We start from the raw sequence: 15,186 nt of genomic DNA, 5'->3' as shown, positions 1-15,186 counted from the left end.
CTTACGTTTTTGTAAAACAGAAAATCCCTTTTGCTGTTTTGGTTATTTGTAATTTGGTTTTTGGGAAACTACTCCCGGTATTTTGAACCCTTTGAACCCTTCGAGGGTTGAAACCCCCGAAGGGTTAGGGTTATTGATTAAAAATCAGCATCAAAACTAATTTTTTGAGCTTCTGAATCATTGTTCATTACCCCGGCTTTTTGGTATTCTGCTACTCTTTTTTCAAAGAAATTGGTTTTTCCTTGTAGTGAAATCATATCCATAAAGTCAAACGGATTGGAAGAATTATATACTCTTTCACATCCTAATTCAACTAATAAACGGTCGGCAACAAATTCAAGATATTGGGTCATCAGGGTGGAATTCATACCAATCAAACTTGCAGGAAGTGATTCGGTAATGAACTCTCTTTCAATGTTTAAAGCATCCGTAATAATTTCGGTAATTCTCGTTTTTGAAACTTTATTAACCAAATGGTGATTATGTAAATGCACTGCAAAATCACAATGCACTCCTTCGTCTCGCGAAATCAATTCGTTTGAAAAGGTCAATCCCGGCATTAAACCTCTCTTTTTCAACCAGAAAATCGAACAAAACGCACCTGAAAAGAAAATTCCTTCTACTGCTGCAAAAGCAATTAATCTTTCTGCAAACGAATCTGATTTTATCCATCGCAAAGCCCAGTTCGCTTTCTTTTGAATAGCCGGAAATACCTCAATAGCGTGAAACAAAATGTTTTTTTCTTTTTCGTCTTTTACATACGTATCAATCAATAATGAATAAGTTTCACTATGAATGTTTTCCATCATAATTTGAAAACCATAGAAAAATTTTGCCTCCGGATATTGTACTTCATTTACAAAATTTTCAGCTAGATTTTCATTTACAATACCATCTGATGCAGCGAAAAAAGCTAAAATGTGCTTTATAAAATACTTTTCATCATCATTCAATTTGGTATTCCAATCGGTTAAATCTTGATGTAAATCAATTTCTTCCGCAGTCCAGAAACTGGCTTCCATTTTTTTGTACCATTCCCATATATCGTGGTGTTTAATGGGAAAAATCACAAATCTGTCTTTATTTTCTTGCAAAATTGGTTCTACTGCTGCCATCTTTTTCGATTTTGGTTTTATTGAGGGTTAAAATTTTTGCGTTTTGCGAGTTACAAAGATTGCAATTCAAAATGGTAAATGAAAGTCAAACTTATTCACAATCGGGCTTAGTTTTTAACAACCAATGAGGAATTTCTTACTTGAAAAATAAAAATGTAAAAAACTACATATCAGCTACTTAAAAACCTATTTACTAGCTGTTACAACGGAAAACGAAATTATTTTAAGAAATAATTAAGCAGGAAAGTAAGTAAAAATATCAATCTTTTTTATGGTATTCTTCTCCTACTTTTTCAAGTTCTTTATACCACTCTTCACCAAATTTTCGAATCAACGCTTCTTTGACAAATTTATACACCGGCACTTCCAATTCTTTGCCTAATGAACAAGCCGGACTGCAAATATCCCAACGGTGATAATTGACTGCAGCAAAATCTGAAAAGTCTTTTACGCGAATAGGATACAAATGACAAGAAACCGGTTTTTTCCAAGAAACAATGCCTTGATTATACGCTTGTTCAATACCACACAACGCGGTTTTGCCGTCAAAAATTACGTAAGCACAATCTTTCCCATCGATTAAAGGGGTTTCTAATTCGCCATCCCATCCGGTAATCCAGGTACCTTGAGCTTCAATGGCTTCAATTCCCTCTTTGCGTAAAAAAGGTTTAACTTTCGGAAATATTTCTTCTAAAATTTGAGCTTCTTCTTTGGTTAAAGGAGCTCCGGCATCACCATCCACACAACATGCTCCATGGCAGGCTGTAAGGTTACAAACAAATTCTTTTTCCAGAATTTCTTCCGAAACGATGGTTTTACCTAATTGAAACATATTTAAAGATGTAAAGGCACAAAGGTACTAAGGTTTATCATTAAATACCGCAAATTATTAACGGTATTTTAGGGCAAAGCCATTTGAAAAGCATTAATTTTGCCAAAAATTTGAACGATATGGAAATTGATTTGAGAGAAATTTTTACCGCTACCATGGTGCTTTTTGCAGTAATTGATATAGTAGGAAGTATTCCAATCATTATCGACTTAAGGCAAAAAGTGGGTCATATTCAATCTGAAAAAGCGTCTATTGTTGCGGCTTGCATCATGATTGCTTTTTTATTTGTGGGAGAAACCATTTTAAGTTTAATTGGAATTGATATAAATTCATTTGCCGTTGCAGGTTCATTTGTACTTTTCTTTTTAGCTTTGGAAATGATTTTAGGCATTCGTTTATATCGTGATGAAAATCACGGGTCTGCTTCTATTGTCCCGATTGCCTTTCCGCTGATTGCCGGTGCCGGAACAATGACTACAATTCTTTCCATTAGAGCTGAATTTCAAACGATTAATATTATCATTGCAATAATATTGAACATTATTTTAGTGTATGGTGTATTAAAATCTTCTGCCAAAATTGAACGATTCTTAACCAAAAACGGATTAAGTGTAATTCGAAAAGTATTTGGGGTCGTATTATTGGCTATTGCTGTTAAATTATTTGCAGCTAATGTTAAAGGTCTTTTTGCTTAAGCCGATAAAACATACCTTTGTACCATTATTTTATTAGCATGAAAATTTTTACTTACATTGTTATTGCTTTAGCTATTGGATTGGTGATTTTCAACGTAACACAGTTGGACTTTTCTAACCTTTTTGGGCATGACAGTATGATTGCTTTGATTGGAATTGTGGCTGCCTTCTGTGCCATTTTGATTTTATTGATATTTCGAATGTCAAAATCCATCGAAGACAAATTGAAAGATCAATAAAGATGTTGGATGTCCTCATTATTGGCGGTGGTGTTTCGGGCGTTTCTTGTGCTCTTATTCTTGGCTCTGCTCATTCTAAACCATTTGCATCTGATAAAAAAATCGCACTACTTTCTCACCAAAAAGCTTCTTCACTTCAAGATGCTTTGTTTAATAATGCATATGGTATTGAAGCCGGAAAATTGGGTAGTGAGTTATTAACTGAAAGTTTAGCTCATTTAACTTCGGTTTATCCACATATTCAACAAATTCCAAACGAAAAAGTGCTGAAAATTGAAGGTAAAAACGGGAAATTTTCGGTTACAACCAACAAAAATGTTTATTACACAAAATTAGTTGTGATTGGCATTGGAGCCGGAAATCCTTTTACGATTGAAGGTTTAGAAGAATTTGTGATGCCTCACCAAAAAGCCAATCCGGAGAAAAACCGCATTCAATTAAAGAATCACGACCATTTGGTGAAAGACGGTATTTACGTTTGTGGCGTTTTAGCCGGATGGCGAAGTCAACTCTCAATTGCCTCCGGAAGCGGTGCAGCTGTAGCTACTGATATTTTAACATTGTGGAATGGTGGTGTGCACGTTCAAGTGCATGATAGTATAAAGAAATAGTTGTCGGTTGTCAGTTGTCTGAAAATCAGAACCAGAAACTAAAAAATTACTTCTTCAATACCTCCTGAATCATCAAATCATTTTTCAATTTTAACTCAAACGCTTTTTCTTCATCAAAAAGTTGACGAATAAATTCGGCTAACAAATAATTATTGGCCATTTCGCGATTGTTTTTTAACTCAATTGAAACGCCACTTTGATGAAGATAAGCGGTGAATTTATCTAGGTATTTATTTTCTGCAAACTTCTTTTTCAAAGTTTCTAGCGTAAGTCCTTCAAACTGTTTTCTGTTTTTTTCCAGTTGCTCAAATACAAAATAGCTTACAATTCCAGATTGCATAAGCATTTCGGTGGCTTCATCGCCATGTTTTCCATTTAAGGGTACAAAAACATCCGGAATGATTCCGCCGCCACCAAAAACCGTTCTGCCTTTTAGGGTTTTAAATTTTAGACTATCAGCTACTTTGATGCTATCTTTTTCGTATAATTCGCCGCTGTAAAAACGTTTTTCAAACTCATTAAAATACATTTCATTTCCTTCAACGTAGGGTTTTTGAATCGAACGACCGGATGGCGTATAATAACGTGCCACTGTTAATCGAACAGCAGAACCATCGCCTAGAGGCATTTCACGCTGTACTAATCCTTTTCCAAAGGAACGTCGACCGATAATTAAACCTCTATCATTGTCTTGAATGGCTCCAGCTAAAATTTCGGAAGCGGATGCCGAATTTTCGTTAATCAAAACGATTACTTCTCCATTTTCAAAAAGTCCGTTCTTAGTTGCTAGGGTTTTATCTACTTTTCCTCTTTTGTTTTTGGTAGAAACTATCGGAGCGTTTTCAACCAAAAAATCATCCACAATTTTTACGGCTTGATCTAAGTATCCTCCGCCATTATCACGTACATCTAACACAATGGTTAGAGCACCTTGTTTTTTTAACTTTAAAAGTCCGTTTTTAAATTCTTTATAGGTTGACTCCGCAAATCGATTAATTTTAATGTAACCAATACGCTCGTTCAACATCAAAGCAACATCAACACTTTTAATGGGAATAACGCCTCGTTTAAGCTTTACTTTTAATTTTTTATTTACGCTTTTGCGATAAACGGTCAATTCCACTTCTGACCCAATTTTTCCCTTCAAACGAGGAAAAAGCGAATCATTGGGTAATTTTTTTCCAAATAGTTGATAATTATCGGCAAATAAAATGCGATCACCTGCTTTAATTCCTGCTTTTTCAGAAGGCCCTCCCGGTAAGGGTTTAATGACGGCTACTGAATCATTGTACATATAAAAATTGACTCCAATTCCAACAAAATCTCCCCGCATGGATTCCGCCACTTGATCAATTTCGTTTTTTGCAATATAAACCGAGTGAGGATCTAATTTTTCTAAAATACCATTGACCGTTAAATCAACTATGCTATCGGTATTGATTTGATCAACATAATTCTGTTCAATCAAATTGATAAGCCGATTGAGCTTATTTTTATGATTATTGACAGACCCGGAAATATCTTGAGAGAAATAATTTAATTTTCCCCCAATAACAACCCCAAGCCCCAAAATGGAGAAAAAAACAATTGGCCAATATATTTTCTTTATTTTCAATTTTTGATAAAATGACTATTCCAAATCAGTAATCAATTCTACTTCAACACCCGCTTTTTCTAAAAATTGAATTCCACTATCATCTTTGTAACCTTCGTGATAAACCACTCTTTTGATACCGGATTGATGAATCAATTTACTACATTCTTTACATGGTGATAAAGTAATATATAACGTTGCTCCTTCACAAGATTGTGTGGAACCCGCTACTTTTAAAATCGCATTGGCTTCTGCATGAAGCACATACCATTTAGTTAGATTGTTTTCGTCTTCACAACAATTTTCAAAACCTGAAGGTGTTCCGTTGTAACCGTCTGAAATAATCATACGGTCTTTTACAATAATAGCACCCACTTGCTTGCGTTTACAATACGATAAACGGCTCCATTCTTTTGCAATTCGGAGATAGGCTTTGTCGTATTTATTTAATTTTTTCTTGTTCATGAGGGTTCATTAATTTGTCCAAATATCGCTTTCAATAATCATTGGAAGTACTACTCCAATTACAAAAGCTGACATTACCAGCGTCCAATCCCTTTTTGAAAATCGGAAAAACGTTTGAACAATATACGACAAAAGTAAAACAATTAAGACTACAATAATTTGAGCCGCTTCAATTCCGAGTGCAAATTCTAAAAGTGGTACTAATTTATCCACTTTTTCACCGGGTAAAATAGCTTTAAAATAATTGGAAAACCCTAGCCCGTGAATAATTCCAAAAAACAAAGTAACAAATGCCACAAACGTGATACTCTCTTTTTTTCCGGACTTTCCTGCAGTAAAAAGATGAAAAAGAGCCGTAATTAAGATGGTAACCGGAATAAGAAATTCAACCAAACTTGCTTTAATAATCACTATTTCATAAACTGAAAGAATGAGAGCTAAAGTGTGCCCAAGTGTAAACAACGAAACTAAAATGAGTACTTTTTTCCAGTCTTTAAAAGCATAAGGAACGGATAAAGCAATCAAAAAAAGTACATGGTCATACCCGTTAATATCCAGTACATGTTTGAGACCAATATTGAAATATAACCAAAATTCAGACATAGCATTTTCAAATTAAAATTTAGGGAATTCAAACATACGATTTATTTTGAAAATGAAAGGCGAGAAACATTTAAATTGATGTTAAAGAAAAATGAAATTAAGAAAGAATTTTTGCGGATTTCTTAAAAAAAATTGGAAATTGAATTATATTTGCACAACTATTTAAAACAAACTTATGTCAATTTCAGATTTATTTGATAGCGGATTTAAAAACAGAAATAAAGGTCACTTTTCAGCGATTGTTCGTGTAGCTTTGAGCGATGGAGACATCACGGTTGAAGAACGCGAATTCATTGATAAACTTGCTAAAAATTTAGAAATTTCAGCAGATGAGTATGAGGAAATCATGGAAAATCCGATGAAATATCCAATTAACCCTCCTTATTTATACATTCACCGTTTGGAGCGTTTATATGATTTGGCTCGTATGGTATATGCCGATCACGTTTTAGGACCAAAACAAAAAGAAATTTTAACCAAATTTGCTTTGGCTTTAGGATTTACTCCCGGGAATGTGAATTACATTGTAGACAAAGCCCTTTCGCTTTTGATTCTAAATGTTGATTTAGATACCTTCTTATTTGAAATGCAACACATGAACAAATAAAATAAGCCTCGATTTATCGGGGCTTTTTTGTGTTTTAAGAATACCTTTTAAACTTTTAAACTTTTAAACTATTTATATTTCGCCATAAACTCTTCTGCTTTCTCCACCATTTTTCGGCTACCGCAAAAGAAAGGGACGCGTTGATGCAATTCGGTTGGCTGAATTTCCATAATACGTTGATAACCATCTGAAGCTTTTCCACCCGATTGTTCTGCTAAAAAGGCCATTGGGTTGCATTCATACAACAAACGAAGTTTCCCATTGGGTGCTTTTGAACTGGTTGGGTAAATGTAAATTCCTCCTTTAATCATGTTTCGATGAAAATCGGAAACCAAACTTCCGATATAACGAGAAGTATACGGACGATCTTCTTCTTCTAATTGACAATATTTGATGTAATCTTTCACTCCTTGTGGAAAATGAACATAATTTCCTTCGTTGATAGAATAGATTTTTCCGGTTTCGGCATAGGTCATATTTGGATGTGAAAGATAAAAAGTACCAATAGCCGGGTTTAAAGTAAATCCGTTTACGCCGTGACCGGTTGTATAAACCAACATGGTCGATGTTCCATAAATCACATAACCCGCCGCCACTTGATTCACACCGGGCTGTAGAAAATCTTCCAAAGTTACCGGAGTTCCCACAGGGGTTTTGCGTCTGAAAACCGAAAAAATGGTTCCCACCGAGACATTTACATCAATGTTGGAAGAACCATCCAAAGGATCCATTAACACTACATATTTGTTGTTGTGTGAATTGTCACTTCCGGCTACGGTGATAAAATCATCGTTTTCTTCGGAGCCAATTCCACACACAATTTCACGGTTGATAAGGGTTTGAATAAACACTTCATTGGCATACACATCCAATTTTTGTTGGTCTTCGCCCTGAATATTTTGTTCACCTGCTGCTCCTACAATATCCACCAATCCGGCTTTGTTTACTTTGTAGTTGACAACCTTTGCTGCAAGTCTGATAGAGTTAATGATGCGTGATAATTCTCCGGTTGAATATTGAAATTCTTCTTGTTTCTCGATGATAAATTCACCGAGGGTTTTGTTTCTTTCTTCCATTACGAAAACGTTGTAGTTGTATTAGTGGCACAAATATCGAAATTTTTGTGATACAAATAAGATTATTATTTTGTTATGTTAAAGAATTGTATTTTTGTGCATGATTAATAACCTTTACACTAGCTTAACTGCCTTACTAACAAAGAAAAGCGTTTAAAATGAACATCAGAAAAGGAAAAATAAACGATATGCCAGCGGTTTTAAGCTTGATTCAAGAACTCGCAGTTTTTGAAAAAGAACCGGATGCAGTGGTGGTAACGGTTGCCGATTTAGAGCGTGATGGTTTTGGTGAAAATCCGCTTTTTCACACTTTTGTGGCGGAAATGAATGGCGAAATTATTGGGATGGCGTTGTATTATTACAGGTATTCGACTTGGAAAGGGAAAACAATTCATTTAGAAGATTTGATTGTAAAGGAAGCTCATCGTGGTACCGGAGCGGGCTTGGCATTGTATTCTGAAATCATTAAACAAGGTAAGAAAGATAATGTTCGACGTCTTGAATGGAATGTGTTGGATTGGAATGAACCCGCCATTCGTTTTTATGAAAAATCAGGTGCGAAGGTTTTGGATGATTGGCGAGTGGTGCAAATGAATGAAGAAGGAATAAATAGATTTTTGATTGAAGATTAACGATTTTTGATTTTTGAAATAAAAATAAATTGACACATTGCCATATTGGCTAATTGACTAATTGAACTGATGAAAATATTCAAATTTGGAGGAGCATCTGTAAAAGATGCCGAAGGTGTAAAAAACGTATTATCCGTTTTACAAAAAGTGGGACACGATGATGTGTTGCTCGTGATTTCTGCCATGGGAAAAACCACGAACGCATTAGAAGTTGTGATAAAACATTATTTTGAAAAATCACCAGAATTAAAAGCTTCGATTCAGGAAGTGCGAAAATACCACAACCAAATTTTATTAGAACTTTTTGAAGACGATAAACATCCGGTTTTTAGAGTTGTAAACGTTCATTTTGAAGAATTAGATTATTTTTTGAGCCACAATAAATCGCCCAACTATAATTTTGTGTATGACCAAGTTGTGAGTTATGGAGAAATTATTTCGACCACTATTGTGAGTCATTATTTTAATTATTGTGGTTTGAAAAACAATTGGTTGGATGTTCGTCAATTCATCAAAACGGATGCCACGTATCGTGATGCGATTGTGGATTGGGAACAAACGCAAAAATTAATTTCGAAAAATGTGAAGAAAAAAGCCTTGAACATTACGCAAGGTTTTTTGGGCTCTGATGAAAATAACTTTACAACCACTTTGGGTCGAGAAGGTTCGGATTACACGGCTGCTATTTTTGCTTATTGTTTGAATGCCGAAAGTGTAACGATTTGGAAAGATGTTCCCGGTGTTTTGAATGCCGATCCACGGTATTTTGAAAATGCGATTTTATTGAATCAGATATCCTATCGTGAAGCGATTGAATTAGCCTTTTACGGTGCTTCGGTTATTCACCCTAAAACGTTGCAACCGTTGCAAAGAAAAGAAATTCCGTTGTTCGTAAAATCGTTTGTGAATCCGCTTTTACCGGGAACAAGAGTGTATAAAGGTGCCGATTTAGAACCGCAAACGTCTTGTTTTATTGTGAAAAAGAATCAATTACTGATTTCGCTTTCTTCGATTGATTTTTCGTTTATTATGGAAGAAAACATCAGCGAAATTTTTGCTTTGTTTCATGATTATAAAATAAAAGTAAGTTTAATTCAGAATACCGCCATTAGTTTTTCGGTGTGTATTGAAGATAAATTTGGCAACTTTCCGGAGTTGAAAACCATTCTTTCTAAAAAGTTTAAAGTTTCATATAACGAAAACGTGTCGCTTTATACCATTCGTCACTTCACGGAAAAAGCCGCTCAAATGGTGGAAGAAAACAAAACTGTTTTGGTGAAACAGATTAGTAGAGAAACGTTGCAGGTGGTGACGAAAGAATAATTCTAGTCTTTCTCATGTAATAAGTCTACTTGTAATTGTATAGTGAACACGGAATAATATGTTCTTATTGATTTTAACCCCTAAAAAATACTACTTTTGAGTTTTTAGAGTTAGTATATCTATGTTGAAAAATTGCTTTTTAGGGATGTTGTTGCTCTTGGTTTCCGAGTTGTGGGCTCAGGAAAGCGAAACACCTTATAAAAAGAAAAAAATCACCGTTTCAACCGACACCATTTCGCTCGAAAAAGTGAGCATTAACAAAGAGTTTTTTAAAGTTTTAGATGGAAATGGCAGTCCGATTGACACAACTTTTTACAACGTAAACTTTCAAAAAGGGACGCTTGTTTTTAAAAACAATTATCCATCCAACGACACACTTACCGTTCGCTACCTCGCTTTTCCTGACTATTTAACCAAAACCTATAGCGTTTACGATGAAAGCAAAGTTGTTCCTAATTCAAGAGGAAACGGTCAATTGTACTCGCTTTCCAAAGACCGAATCAATAATTTTAAACCGTTTGACGGACTCACAACTTCAGGAAGCATCACACGAGGTGTAACCATTGGAAACAATCAAAATGCTGTTGTCAATTCCAATTTAGATTTGCAAATTGCAGGAAAATTGTCAGACAAAGTGAGTTTGCGGGCTTCTATTCAAGACAGTAATATTCCGTTGCAAGAAGGTGGTTATTCGCAAAAATTAGATGAGTTTGACCAGATTTTTATCGAATTGTATTCCGATAAATGGAACATTCGTGCCGGTGATTTATTTTTAGAAAATAGACAATCTCGTTTTTTAAATTTCAACAAAAAAGTGCAAGGTTTATCTACACAATTTCGTTTAGGCGAAGAAGGAAACAGAACCACCATTTTTGCTTCGGCCGCATTGGTTCGTGGTCAATATGCCAAAAGCACTTTTGTGGGTCAGGAAGGAAATCAAGGTCCGTATAAATTGCGAGGGAATAATGGCGAATTGTATGTTTTGGTTATTTCGGGTTCCGAACGGGTTTTTGTGAATGGTATTCTCTTGCAAAGAGGCGAAAACAATCACTACACAATTGATTACAATGCCGGAGAAGTTACGTTTACTTCGCTTTTTCCCATTAATTCCGAAATGCGGATTAACATTGAATACCAATATTCTGATCGAAGTTTTACAAGGTTTGTTACTTATGGAGGCGTAACGCATGAACGTGAAAAATGGAGCATTGGCGGATTCATTTATTCTGAAAATGATGTAAAAAATCAACCTTTGCAACAAGATTTATCCGAAGAACAAGTCGAAATTCTCAAAAATGCCGGCGATAATATCAATCTGATGAATGCTCCATCTGCTTTTGTCGATTCATTTTCGGAAAACAAAGTTTTGTACCGAAAAACACTCATTTCAGGTGTGGAAGTATTTGAATTTTCTAATAATCCGGAAGAAGTTTTATACAATGTTCGTTTTTCATTGGTGGGAAATAATCAAGGAAATTACATCTTAGCCAACAACCAAGCTGTAGGAAGAATTTATCAGTATGTTGAACCTTTAAATGGTATTCCACAAGGGAATTTTGAACCGATTATTCGACTGATTGCTCCAACCAAAATTCAAATTGCCACGGTGATGGGAAAATATAATCCGTCTGACAAAACCAGTATTGATTTTGAAATTGGAATGAGCAATAACGATTTGAATTTATATTCCAACCTTGATAACGACGACAATCAAGGAATTGCAGGAAGAATCAATGCCAATCAACGACTTTTTACCAAAAATTCAACGTTAGATGCCTTTGCAAACATGCAATTTGTGCAAAAAGATTTTAGAACTATTGAACGTTTGTTTACGATTGAATTTGATCGCGATTGGAATTTAACTTCTCCAATCGGTAATCAGAGTTTGGTTATTTCCGGTTTGCGATGGAACGATCCTGAAAAAGGTTTTGCTACTTATCAATTGGAAAAATTAGATTTTTCGGATAATTTTTCCGGAATTAGACATGTGTTAAACGGAAGATTTCGTCATAAAAACTGGACTATTTCCAACAACAGCAGTTTGATGAAAAGTGATGGTTCTATTGCCAATTCAACTTTTGCACGAAGCGAAACGTTAGCCAAATATGATTGGAAAAAAAATTGGGCGGGTGGTTCACTTCGATTAGAAGACAATAGCGAAAAAATAAACGCCACCAATACGTTTTCACAACTTAGTCAGCGTTTTGTGGAATATGGTGGTTTTGTTGGCCGTGGAGATTCTACTAAAGTTTATATGGAAATTGGCTATTTGCATCGCGTGAACGACAGTTTGCAAAACGGTTTTGTGCAACGGGTAAATCGATCACATTCATATTATTTGAAATCGAGATTATTACAAACCGAAAAAAGTGATTTGAGCGTTTTTATCAATTATAGAAATTTAGCATTTGAAGACAAAACGCGTCCAAACGAACCTTCGTTGAATTCACGAATTTTGTATAATGATCGTTTTTTCAAACAATTGCTTTTGCTCACAACGGCTTATGAAACCGCTTCAGGAACCTTGCCACAACAAGAATTTACCTATTTGGAAGTGGAACCCGGCCAAGGTGTTTTTATGTGGAATGACTATAACGGCAACGGAATTCAAGAATTGCAAGAATTTGAAATTGCTCCGTTTCCTGACCAGGCTAAATATGTTCGGGTATTTTTGCCCAACCAAGTTTTTGTAAAAACCCATCAAAATAAATTTTCGGTTTCGCTTACGCTGAATCCTTCCATTTGGCAGAATGAAACAGGATTTAAAAAGTTTTTGTCTTATTTCTACAATCAAACGTCATATTTAATCGACCGGAAAATTGAACGTAATTCGGATAATTTCAACCTCAATCCGTTTGATGATGATGAATCAGAATTATTAGGGTTGAATTCCAGTTTTATGAATAGTTTTTTCTACAATCGAGGCAAACAAAAACATTCGGTTACCTATACGATTTTAAATAGTAGAACCCGCAATTTATTATCGATTGGATTGCAAGAAAACATCAATTTTGCTCATCAATTGCAATATGCTCATTTGCTAAAAAAGAGTTGGCTGTTTGCCATGTCTGGAAAAACATTTACCACCGAAAGTATTTCTGATAATTTTCCGGCACGCAATTTTGATATTTTAGGGTATCAAATTGCTCCTAAAGTGAGTTATTTATTTTCAAAAAACACGAGCTTAGATGTGTTTTTTGAAATTCAAAACAAAGAAAACCAATTGGGCAATAGTGAAACTTTGAATCAAAGCAGATTAGGAACTTCGTTTACGTATGCAGGCGAGAAAAAATTCACGATGAACGGAGAATTTTCGCTTTACAACAATGATTTTACAGGCGATGCTTTATCCGCAGTAGGTTTTCAAATGTTAGAAGGACTTCAACCGGGAAGAAACCAAACCTGGCGATTACTCATCCAAAAAAACCTGACACAATATTTAGATGTGAATATCAATTACCAAGGAAGAAAAAGCGAAACCAGTGATACGATTCACACGGGAAGTATCCAGTTAAGGGCTTATTTTTAAGACAATTTGTTAAAAACAAAAGCCATTCATTTTTAAATTATTATATTTGAAATTGAAAAAAATCCATGTTATGAAATCAAAATCAATACTACTTTTCCTTTTGGGAAGTTCCCTTTTCTTTACTTCTTGTAAAAAAACAGAGGAAACACCAGCTTCAACAGAACAAAAAACAGAAACAACGGCGAATGAAACACCGGCTTCAAATGATGTTTCCAATATAACCACAACTCCGGCTCCGGCAGCTACACAAACTGCTACTCCGGCAGGACAACCGCCAAAATTAAATCCACCACATGGGCAACCTTTTCACCGTTGTGAAATTGCCGTTGGAGCACCTTTAGATGGTTCTGCACCAGCACAAGGAGCAACTCCTAGCCCTCAGCAAGGTGAGCCTAGGTCGTTTTTCAAAACGGTACAAAGTGAGCAACAAGCCAATCCAACTCAGCCAGTTGCGGTTGCTCCTGCTCCGCAAGCAACTCAGACGCAACAAGTAAAACCAGCAGCAACACCAACACCTGCCACTACTGCAAAAGCTGATGGCCCTAGACCAAAAAATAATCCCGCACATGGTCAACCACATCACCGTTGTGATATTAAAGTGGGTGATCCGTTACCGGATGCATAAAAAAATAAAAAAACCGCAATCAAAATAGACTTGCGGTTTTTTTGTGGAGAAGATGGGGCTCGAACCCACGACCTTTTGGCTGCCAGCCAAACGCTCTAGCCAACTGAGCTACATCCCCAAAGTGACGGCAAATTTAATTAAATTTATTTTAAATCAGAGCTTTTCCTTTTTTAATTTTTTAAAGTCTTTTTGCTCTATATAAATTCATAATTTTGTTTGATACAATTACTTTATTCATTTATAAATGAAAAATCTCCTTTTCCTGATTCAATCAGTTGATTTAAAAGAAAAACTTGAAAATGCTCCTGACGATTCTTATCAGATTGGTTTGATTATCGGTTCATTTATTCCTTTCGTTTTGTTGGTGGCAATTGCCTATTGGATGTATTATGCCACCAAAAAAAGGGAAAATAACCAGTAGCATTTCTTATCTTTGTACCGAAATAAATGTGAAATGGCAAAAATTAGAATTACCAAACAATTTAGTTTTGAAACCGGACATGCTCTTTATGGCTACGATGGAAAATGTAAAAATGTGCATGGTCATAGTTATAAACTTTCGGTTACAGTAATTGGAGCACCAATTGTTGATTCTACGAATGTGAAATTTGGCATGGTCATCGATTTTGGCGATTTAAAAAAAATCGTGAAAGAGGAAATTGTTGACCTATTTGATCATGCAACCGTTTTTAATCAAAATACGCCGCACATTGAACTAGCAAATGAACTTAAAAATCGTGGTCATCATGTTATTTTAGTTGACTATCAACCAACTAGTGAAAATATGGTGATTGATTTTGCAGAAAAAATCAAAAACCGACTTCCTAATACGATTGAATTGCATTCCTTAAAATTACAAGAAACAGAGACATCCTTTGCAGAATGGTATGCGTCTGACAATTAAATAAATTAAAAAAATATTTCTTCAGGGTTCCTTCGGGTTTTATTCGATATTGGTTCGGGGTTGTGGTACCCTTTGTTGATGTCTTATTTTCAAAAAAAAGGGGGGGGGTTCATAACCAAACAGCAATTTATCTGCCATTACACTCAAAAAAGAGTACATTTTTTAGCTAAAAAAGGGGGCTAACCACCCTAAACATTCACCAAAATTTTTATCTTTGTTTCAAGCAGGTATACCTTTCTTTTTCGCTGTTTTTTCCCTTTTTTTTGCAAGTTGTAATAGTACTGGTATAGTAGAGATATAGTACTAGTATAGTAGTAGTATAGCATACCAAAGCCT

Annotated in this window: 16 protein-coding genes and 1 tRNA gene; 10 read left to right on the top strand and 7 right to left on the bottom strand. The window is 35.2% G+C overall.

Annotated features, from left to right (window positions below; translation table 11 throughout):
• Window positions 1–137 precede the first annotated feature (137 nt).
• Window positions 138–1,115 (bottom strand): ribonucleotide-diphosphate reductase subunit beta, encoded by a 978-nt coding sequence (locus H601_RS0108485; protein WP_026711112.1) that lies wholly within the window; start codon window positions 1,113–1,115, stop codon window positions 138–140.
• A gap of 259 nt (window positions 1,116–1,374) precedes the next feature.
• Window positions 1,375–1,947, bottom strand: a complete 573-nt coding sequence (locus H601_RS0108480) for a DUF3109 family protein (RefSeq protein ID WP_026711111.1) — start codon at window positions 1,945–1,947, stop codon at window positions 1,375–1,377.
• Between the two features lie 119 nt (window positions 1,948–2,066).
• Between H601_RS0108480 and H601_RS0108475 the strand changes: the two genes are divergently transcribed.
• From H601_RS0108475 to H601_RS0108465, 3 genes are read left to right on the top strand one after another with little or no spacing between them, the layout of a single operon-like run.
• A complete protein-coding gene (locus H601_RS0108475; protein WP_026711110.1) occupies window positions 2,067–2,642 on the top strand; it encodes a MarC family protein in 576 nt (191 codons plus the stop codon).
• Between the two features lie 38 nt (window positions 2,643–2,680).
• A complete protein-coding gene (locus H601_RS0108470; protein ID WP_026711109.1) occupies window positions 2,681–2,881 on the top strand; it encodes a hypothetical protein in 201 nt (66 codons plus the stop codon).
• A gap of 2 nt (window positions 2,882–2,883) precedes the next feature.
• Window positions 2,884–3,492 (top strand): FAD-dependent oxidoreductase, encoded by a 609-nt coding sequence (locus H601_RS0108465; protein ID WP_026711108.1) that lies wholly within the window; start codon window positions 2,884–2,886, stop codon window positions 3,490–3,492.
• A 46-nt stretch (window positions 3,493–3,538) separates the two neighbouring features.
• Here the strand turns inward: H601_RS0108465 and H601_RS0108460 are convergent, their stop codons facing one another.
• The 3 genes from H601_RS0108460 to H601_RS0108450 are packed head-to-tail and all read right to left on the bottom strand — an operon-like array spanning window position 3,539 to window position 6,154.
• The gene (locus H601_RS0108460; RefSeq protein WP_026711107.1) at window positions 3,539–5,107 is read right to left on the bottom strand and encodes a S41 family peptidase; all 1,569 of its coding nucleotides are present in this window, start codon (window positions 5,105–5,107) and stop codon (window positions 3,539–3,541) included.
• 15 nt (window positions 5,108–5,122) lie between these two features.
• Window positions 5,123–5,551, bottom strand: a complete 429-nt coding sequence (locus H601_RS0108455) for a deoxycytidylate deaminase (RefSeq protein WP_026711106.1) — start codon at window positions 5,549–5,551, stop codon at window positions 5,123–5,125.
• Between the two features lie 9 nt (window positions 5,552–5,560).
• Window positions 5,561–6,154 carry a HupE/UreJ family protein gene (locus tag H601_RS0108450; RefSeq protein WP_026711105.1) on the bottom strand — a complete coding sequence of 198 codons (594 nt, stop codon included), beginning with the start codon at window positions 6,152–6,154 and terminating at the stop codon, window positions 5,561–5,563.
• A gap of 175 nt (window positions 6,155–6,329) precedes the next feature.
• Here H601_RS0108450 and H601_RS0108445 point away from each other — a divergent pair, with 175 nt between their 5' ends.
• Window positions 6,330–6,761 carry a tellurite resistance TerB family protein gene (locus H601_RS0108445; protein ID WP_026711104.1) on the top strand — a complete coding sequence of 144 codons (432 nt, stop codon included), beginning with the start codon at window positions 6,330–6,332 and terminating at the stop codon, window positions 6,759–6,761.
• Window positions 6,762–6,829: 68 nt separating this feature from the next.
• Here the strand turns inward: H601_RS0108445 and fbp are convergent, their stop codons facing one another.
• The gene (gene fbp, locus H601_RS0108440; protein ID WP_026711103.1) at window positions 6,830–7,837 is read right to left on the bottom strand and encodes a class 1 fructose-bisphosphatase; all 1,008 of its coding nucleotides are present in this window, start codon (window positions 7,835–7,837) and stop codon (window positions 6,830–6,832) included.
• Between the two features lie 158 nt (window positions 7,838–7,995).
• Here fbp and H601_RS0108435 point away from each other — a divergent pair, with 158 nt between their 5' ends.
• The 4 genes from H601_RS0108435 to H601_RS16145 all read left to right on the top strand — a co-directional run bounded on the left by H601_RS0108435 (window position 7,996) and on the right by H601_RS16145 (window position 13,946).
• Window positions 7,996–8,469, top strand: a complete 474-nt coding sequence (locus H601_RS0108435) for a GNAT family N-acetyltransferase (protein ID WP_026711102.1) — start codon at window positions 7,996–7,998, stop codon at window positions 8,467–8,469.
• A 69-nt stretch (window positions 8,470–8,538) separates the two neighbouring features.
• A complete protein-coding gene (locus tag H601_RS0108425; RefSeq protein ID WP_026711101.1) occupies window positions 8,539–9,792 on the top strand; it encodes an aspartate kinase in 1,254 nt (417 codons plus the stop codon).
• Window positions 9,793–9,913: 121 nt separating this feature from the next.
• Entirely contained in the window at window positions 9,914–13,321 is a 3,408-nt protein-coding gene (locus H601_RS0108420) for a hypothetical protein (protein WP_026711100.1), read from the top strand.
• A gap of 70 nt (window positions 13,322–13,391) precedes the next feature.
• Window positions 13,392–13,946 carry a hypothetical protein gene (locus H601_RS16145; RefSeq protein ID WP_051220703.1) on the top strand — a complete coding sequence of 185 codons (555 nt, stop codon included), beginning with the start codon at window positions 13,392–13,394 and terminating at the stop codon, window positions 13,944–13,946.
• Window positions 13,947–13,990: 44 nt separating this feature from the next.
• On the opposite strand, the gene H601_RS0108410 is transcribed toward H601_RS16145, so the two are convergent.
• Window positions 13,991–14,064 (bottom strand) — tRNA-Ala (locus tag H601_RS0108410).
• Window positions 14,065–14,190: 126 nt separating this feature from the next.
• Here H601_RS0108410 and H601_RS16620 point away from each other — a divergent pair.
• Together H601_RS16620 and H601_RS0108400 are read left to right on the top strand one after the other, a co-directional pair.
• On the top strand, window positions 14,191–14,367 hold the full coding sequence (locus tag H601_RS16620) for a hypothetical protein (RefSeq protein ID WP_169628260.1): 177 nt from the start codon (window positions 14,191–14,193) through the stop codon (window positions 14,365–14,367).
• Window positions 14,368–14,400: 33 nt separating this feature from the next.
• Complete coding sequence (locus H601_RS0108400) at window positions 14,401–14,850, top strand: 6-pyruvoyl trahydropterin synthase family protein (protein WP_026711099.1); 450 nt, start codon at window positions 14,401–14,403, stop codon at window positions 14,848–14,850.
• Window positions 14,851–15,186: the final 336 nt, after the last annotated feature.

This window comes from Flavobacterium filum DSM 17961, from assembly GCF_000425465.1.
GTDB lineage: Bacteria > Bacteroidota > Bacteroidia > Flavobacteriales > Flavobacteriaceae > Flavobacterium > Flavobacterium filum.
This window is presented reverse-complemented; position numbering and strand designations above follow the sequence as displayed.

Excerpts from the sequence above, each read along its gene's own strand:
- H601_RS0108480 (WP_026711111.1), bottom strand. The coding sequence starts at position 1,947 with ATGTTTCAATTAGGTAAAACCATCGTTTCGGAAGAAATTCTGGAAAAA.
- H601_RS0108435 (WP_026711102.1), top strand. The coding sequence starts at position 7,996 with ATGAACATCAGAAAAGGAAAAATAAACGATATGCCAGCGGTTTTAAGC.
- H601_RS0108450 (WP_026711105.1), bottom strand. The coding sequence starts at position 6,154 with ATGTCTGAATTTTGGTTATATTTCAATATTGGTCTCAAACATGTACTG.
- H601_RS0108475 (WP_026711110.1), top strand. The coding sequence starts at position 2,067 with ATGGAAATTGATTTGAGAGAAATTTTTACCGCTACCATGGTGCTTTTT.
- H601_RS0108455 (WP_026711106.1), bottom strand. The coding sequence starts at position 5,551 with ATGAACAAGAAAAAATTAAATAAATACGACAAAGCCTATCTCCGAATT.
- H601_RS0108485 (WP_026711112.1), bottom strand. The coding sequence starts at position 1,115 with ATGGCAGCAGTAGAACCAATTTTGCAAGAAAATAAAGACAGATTTGTG.
- H601_RS16620 (WP_169628260.1), top strand. The coding sequence starts at position 14,191 with ATGAAAAATCTCCTTTTCCTGATTCAATCAGTTGATTTAAAAGAAAAA.
- H601_RS0108465 (WP_026711108.1), top strand. The coding sequence starts at position 2,884 with ATGTTGGATGTCCTCATTATTGGCGGTGGTGTTTCGGGCGTTTCTTGT.
- H601_RS0108425 (WP_026711101.1), top strand. The coding sequence starts at position 8,539 with ATGAAAATATTCAAATTTGGAGGAGCATCTGTAAAAGATGCCGAAGGT.
- H601_RS0108420 (WP_026711100.1), top strand. The coding sequence starts at position 9,914 with ATGTTGAAAAATTGCTTTTTAGGGATGTTGTTGCTCTTGGTTTCCGAG.
- H601_RS0108445 (WP_026711104.1), top strand. The coding sequence starts at position 6,330 with ATGTCAATTTCAGATTTATTTGATAGCGGATTTAAAAACAGAAATAAA.
- H601_RS0108400 (WP_026711099.1), top strand. The coding sequence starts at position 14,401 with ATGGCAAAAATTAGAATTACCAAACAATTTAGTTTTGAAACCGGACAT.
- H601_RS16145 (WP_051220703.1), top strand. The coding sequence starts at position 13,392 with ATGAAATCAAAATCAATACTACTTTTCCTTTTGGGAAGTTCCCTTTTC.
- H601_RS0108470 (WP_026711109.1), top strand. The coding sequence starts at position 2,681 with ATGAAAATTTTTACTTACATTGTTATTGCTTTAGCTATTGGATTGGTG.
- fbp (WP_026711103.1), bottom strand. The coding sequence starts at position 7,837 with ATGGAAGAAAGAAACAAAACCCTCGGTGAATTTATCATCGAGAAACAA.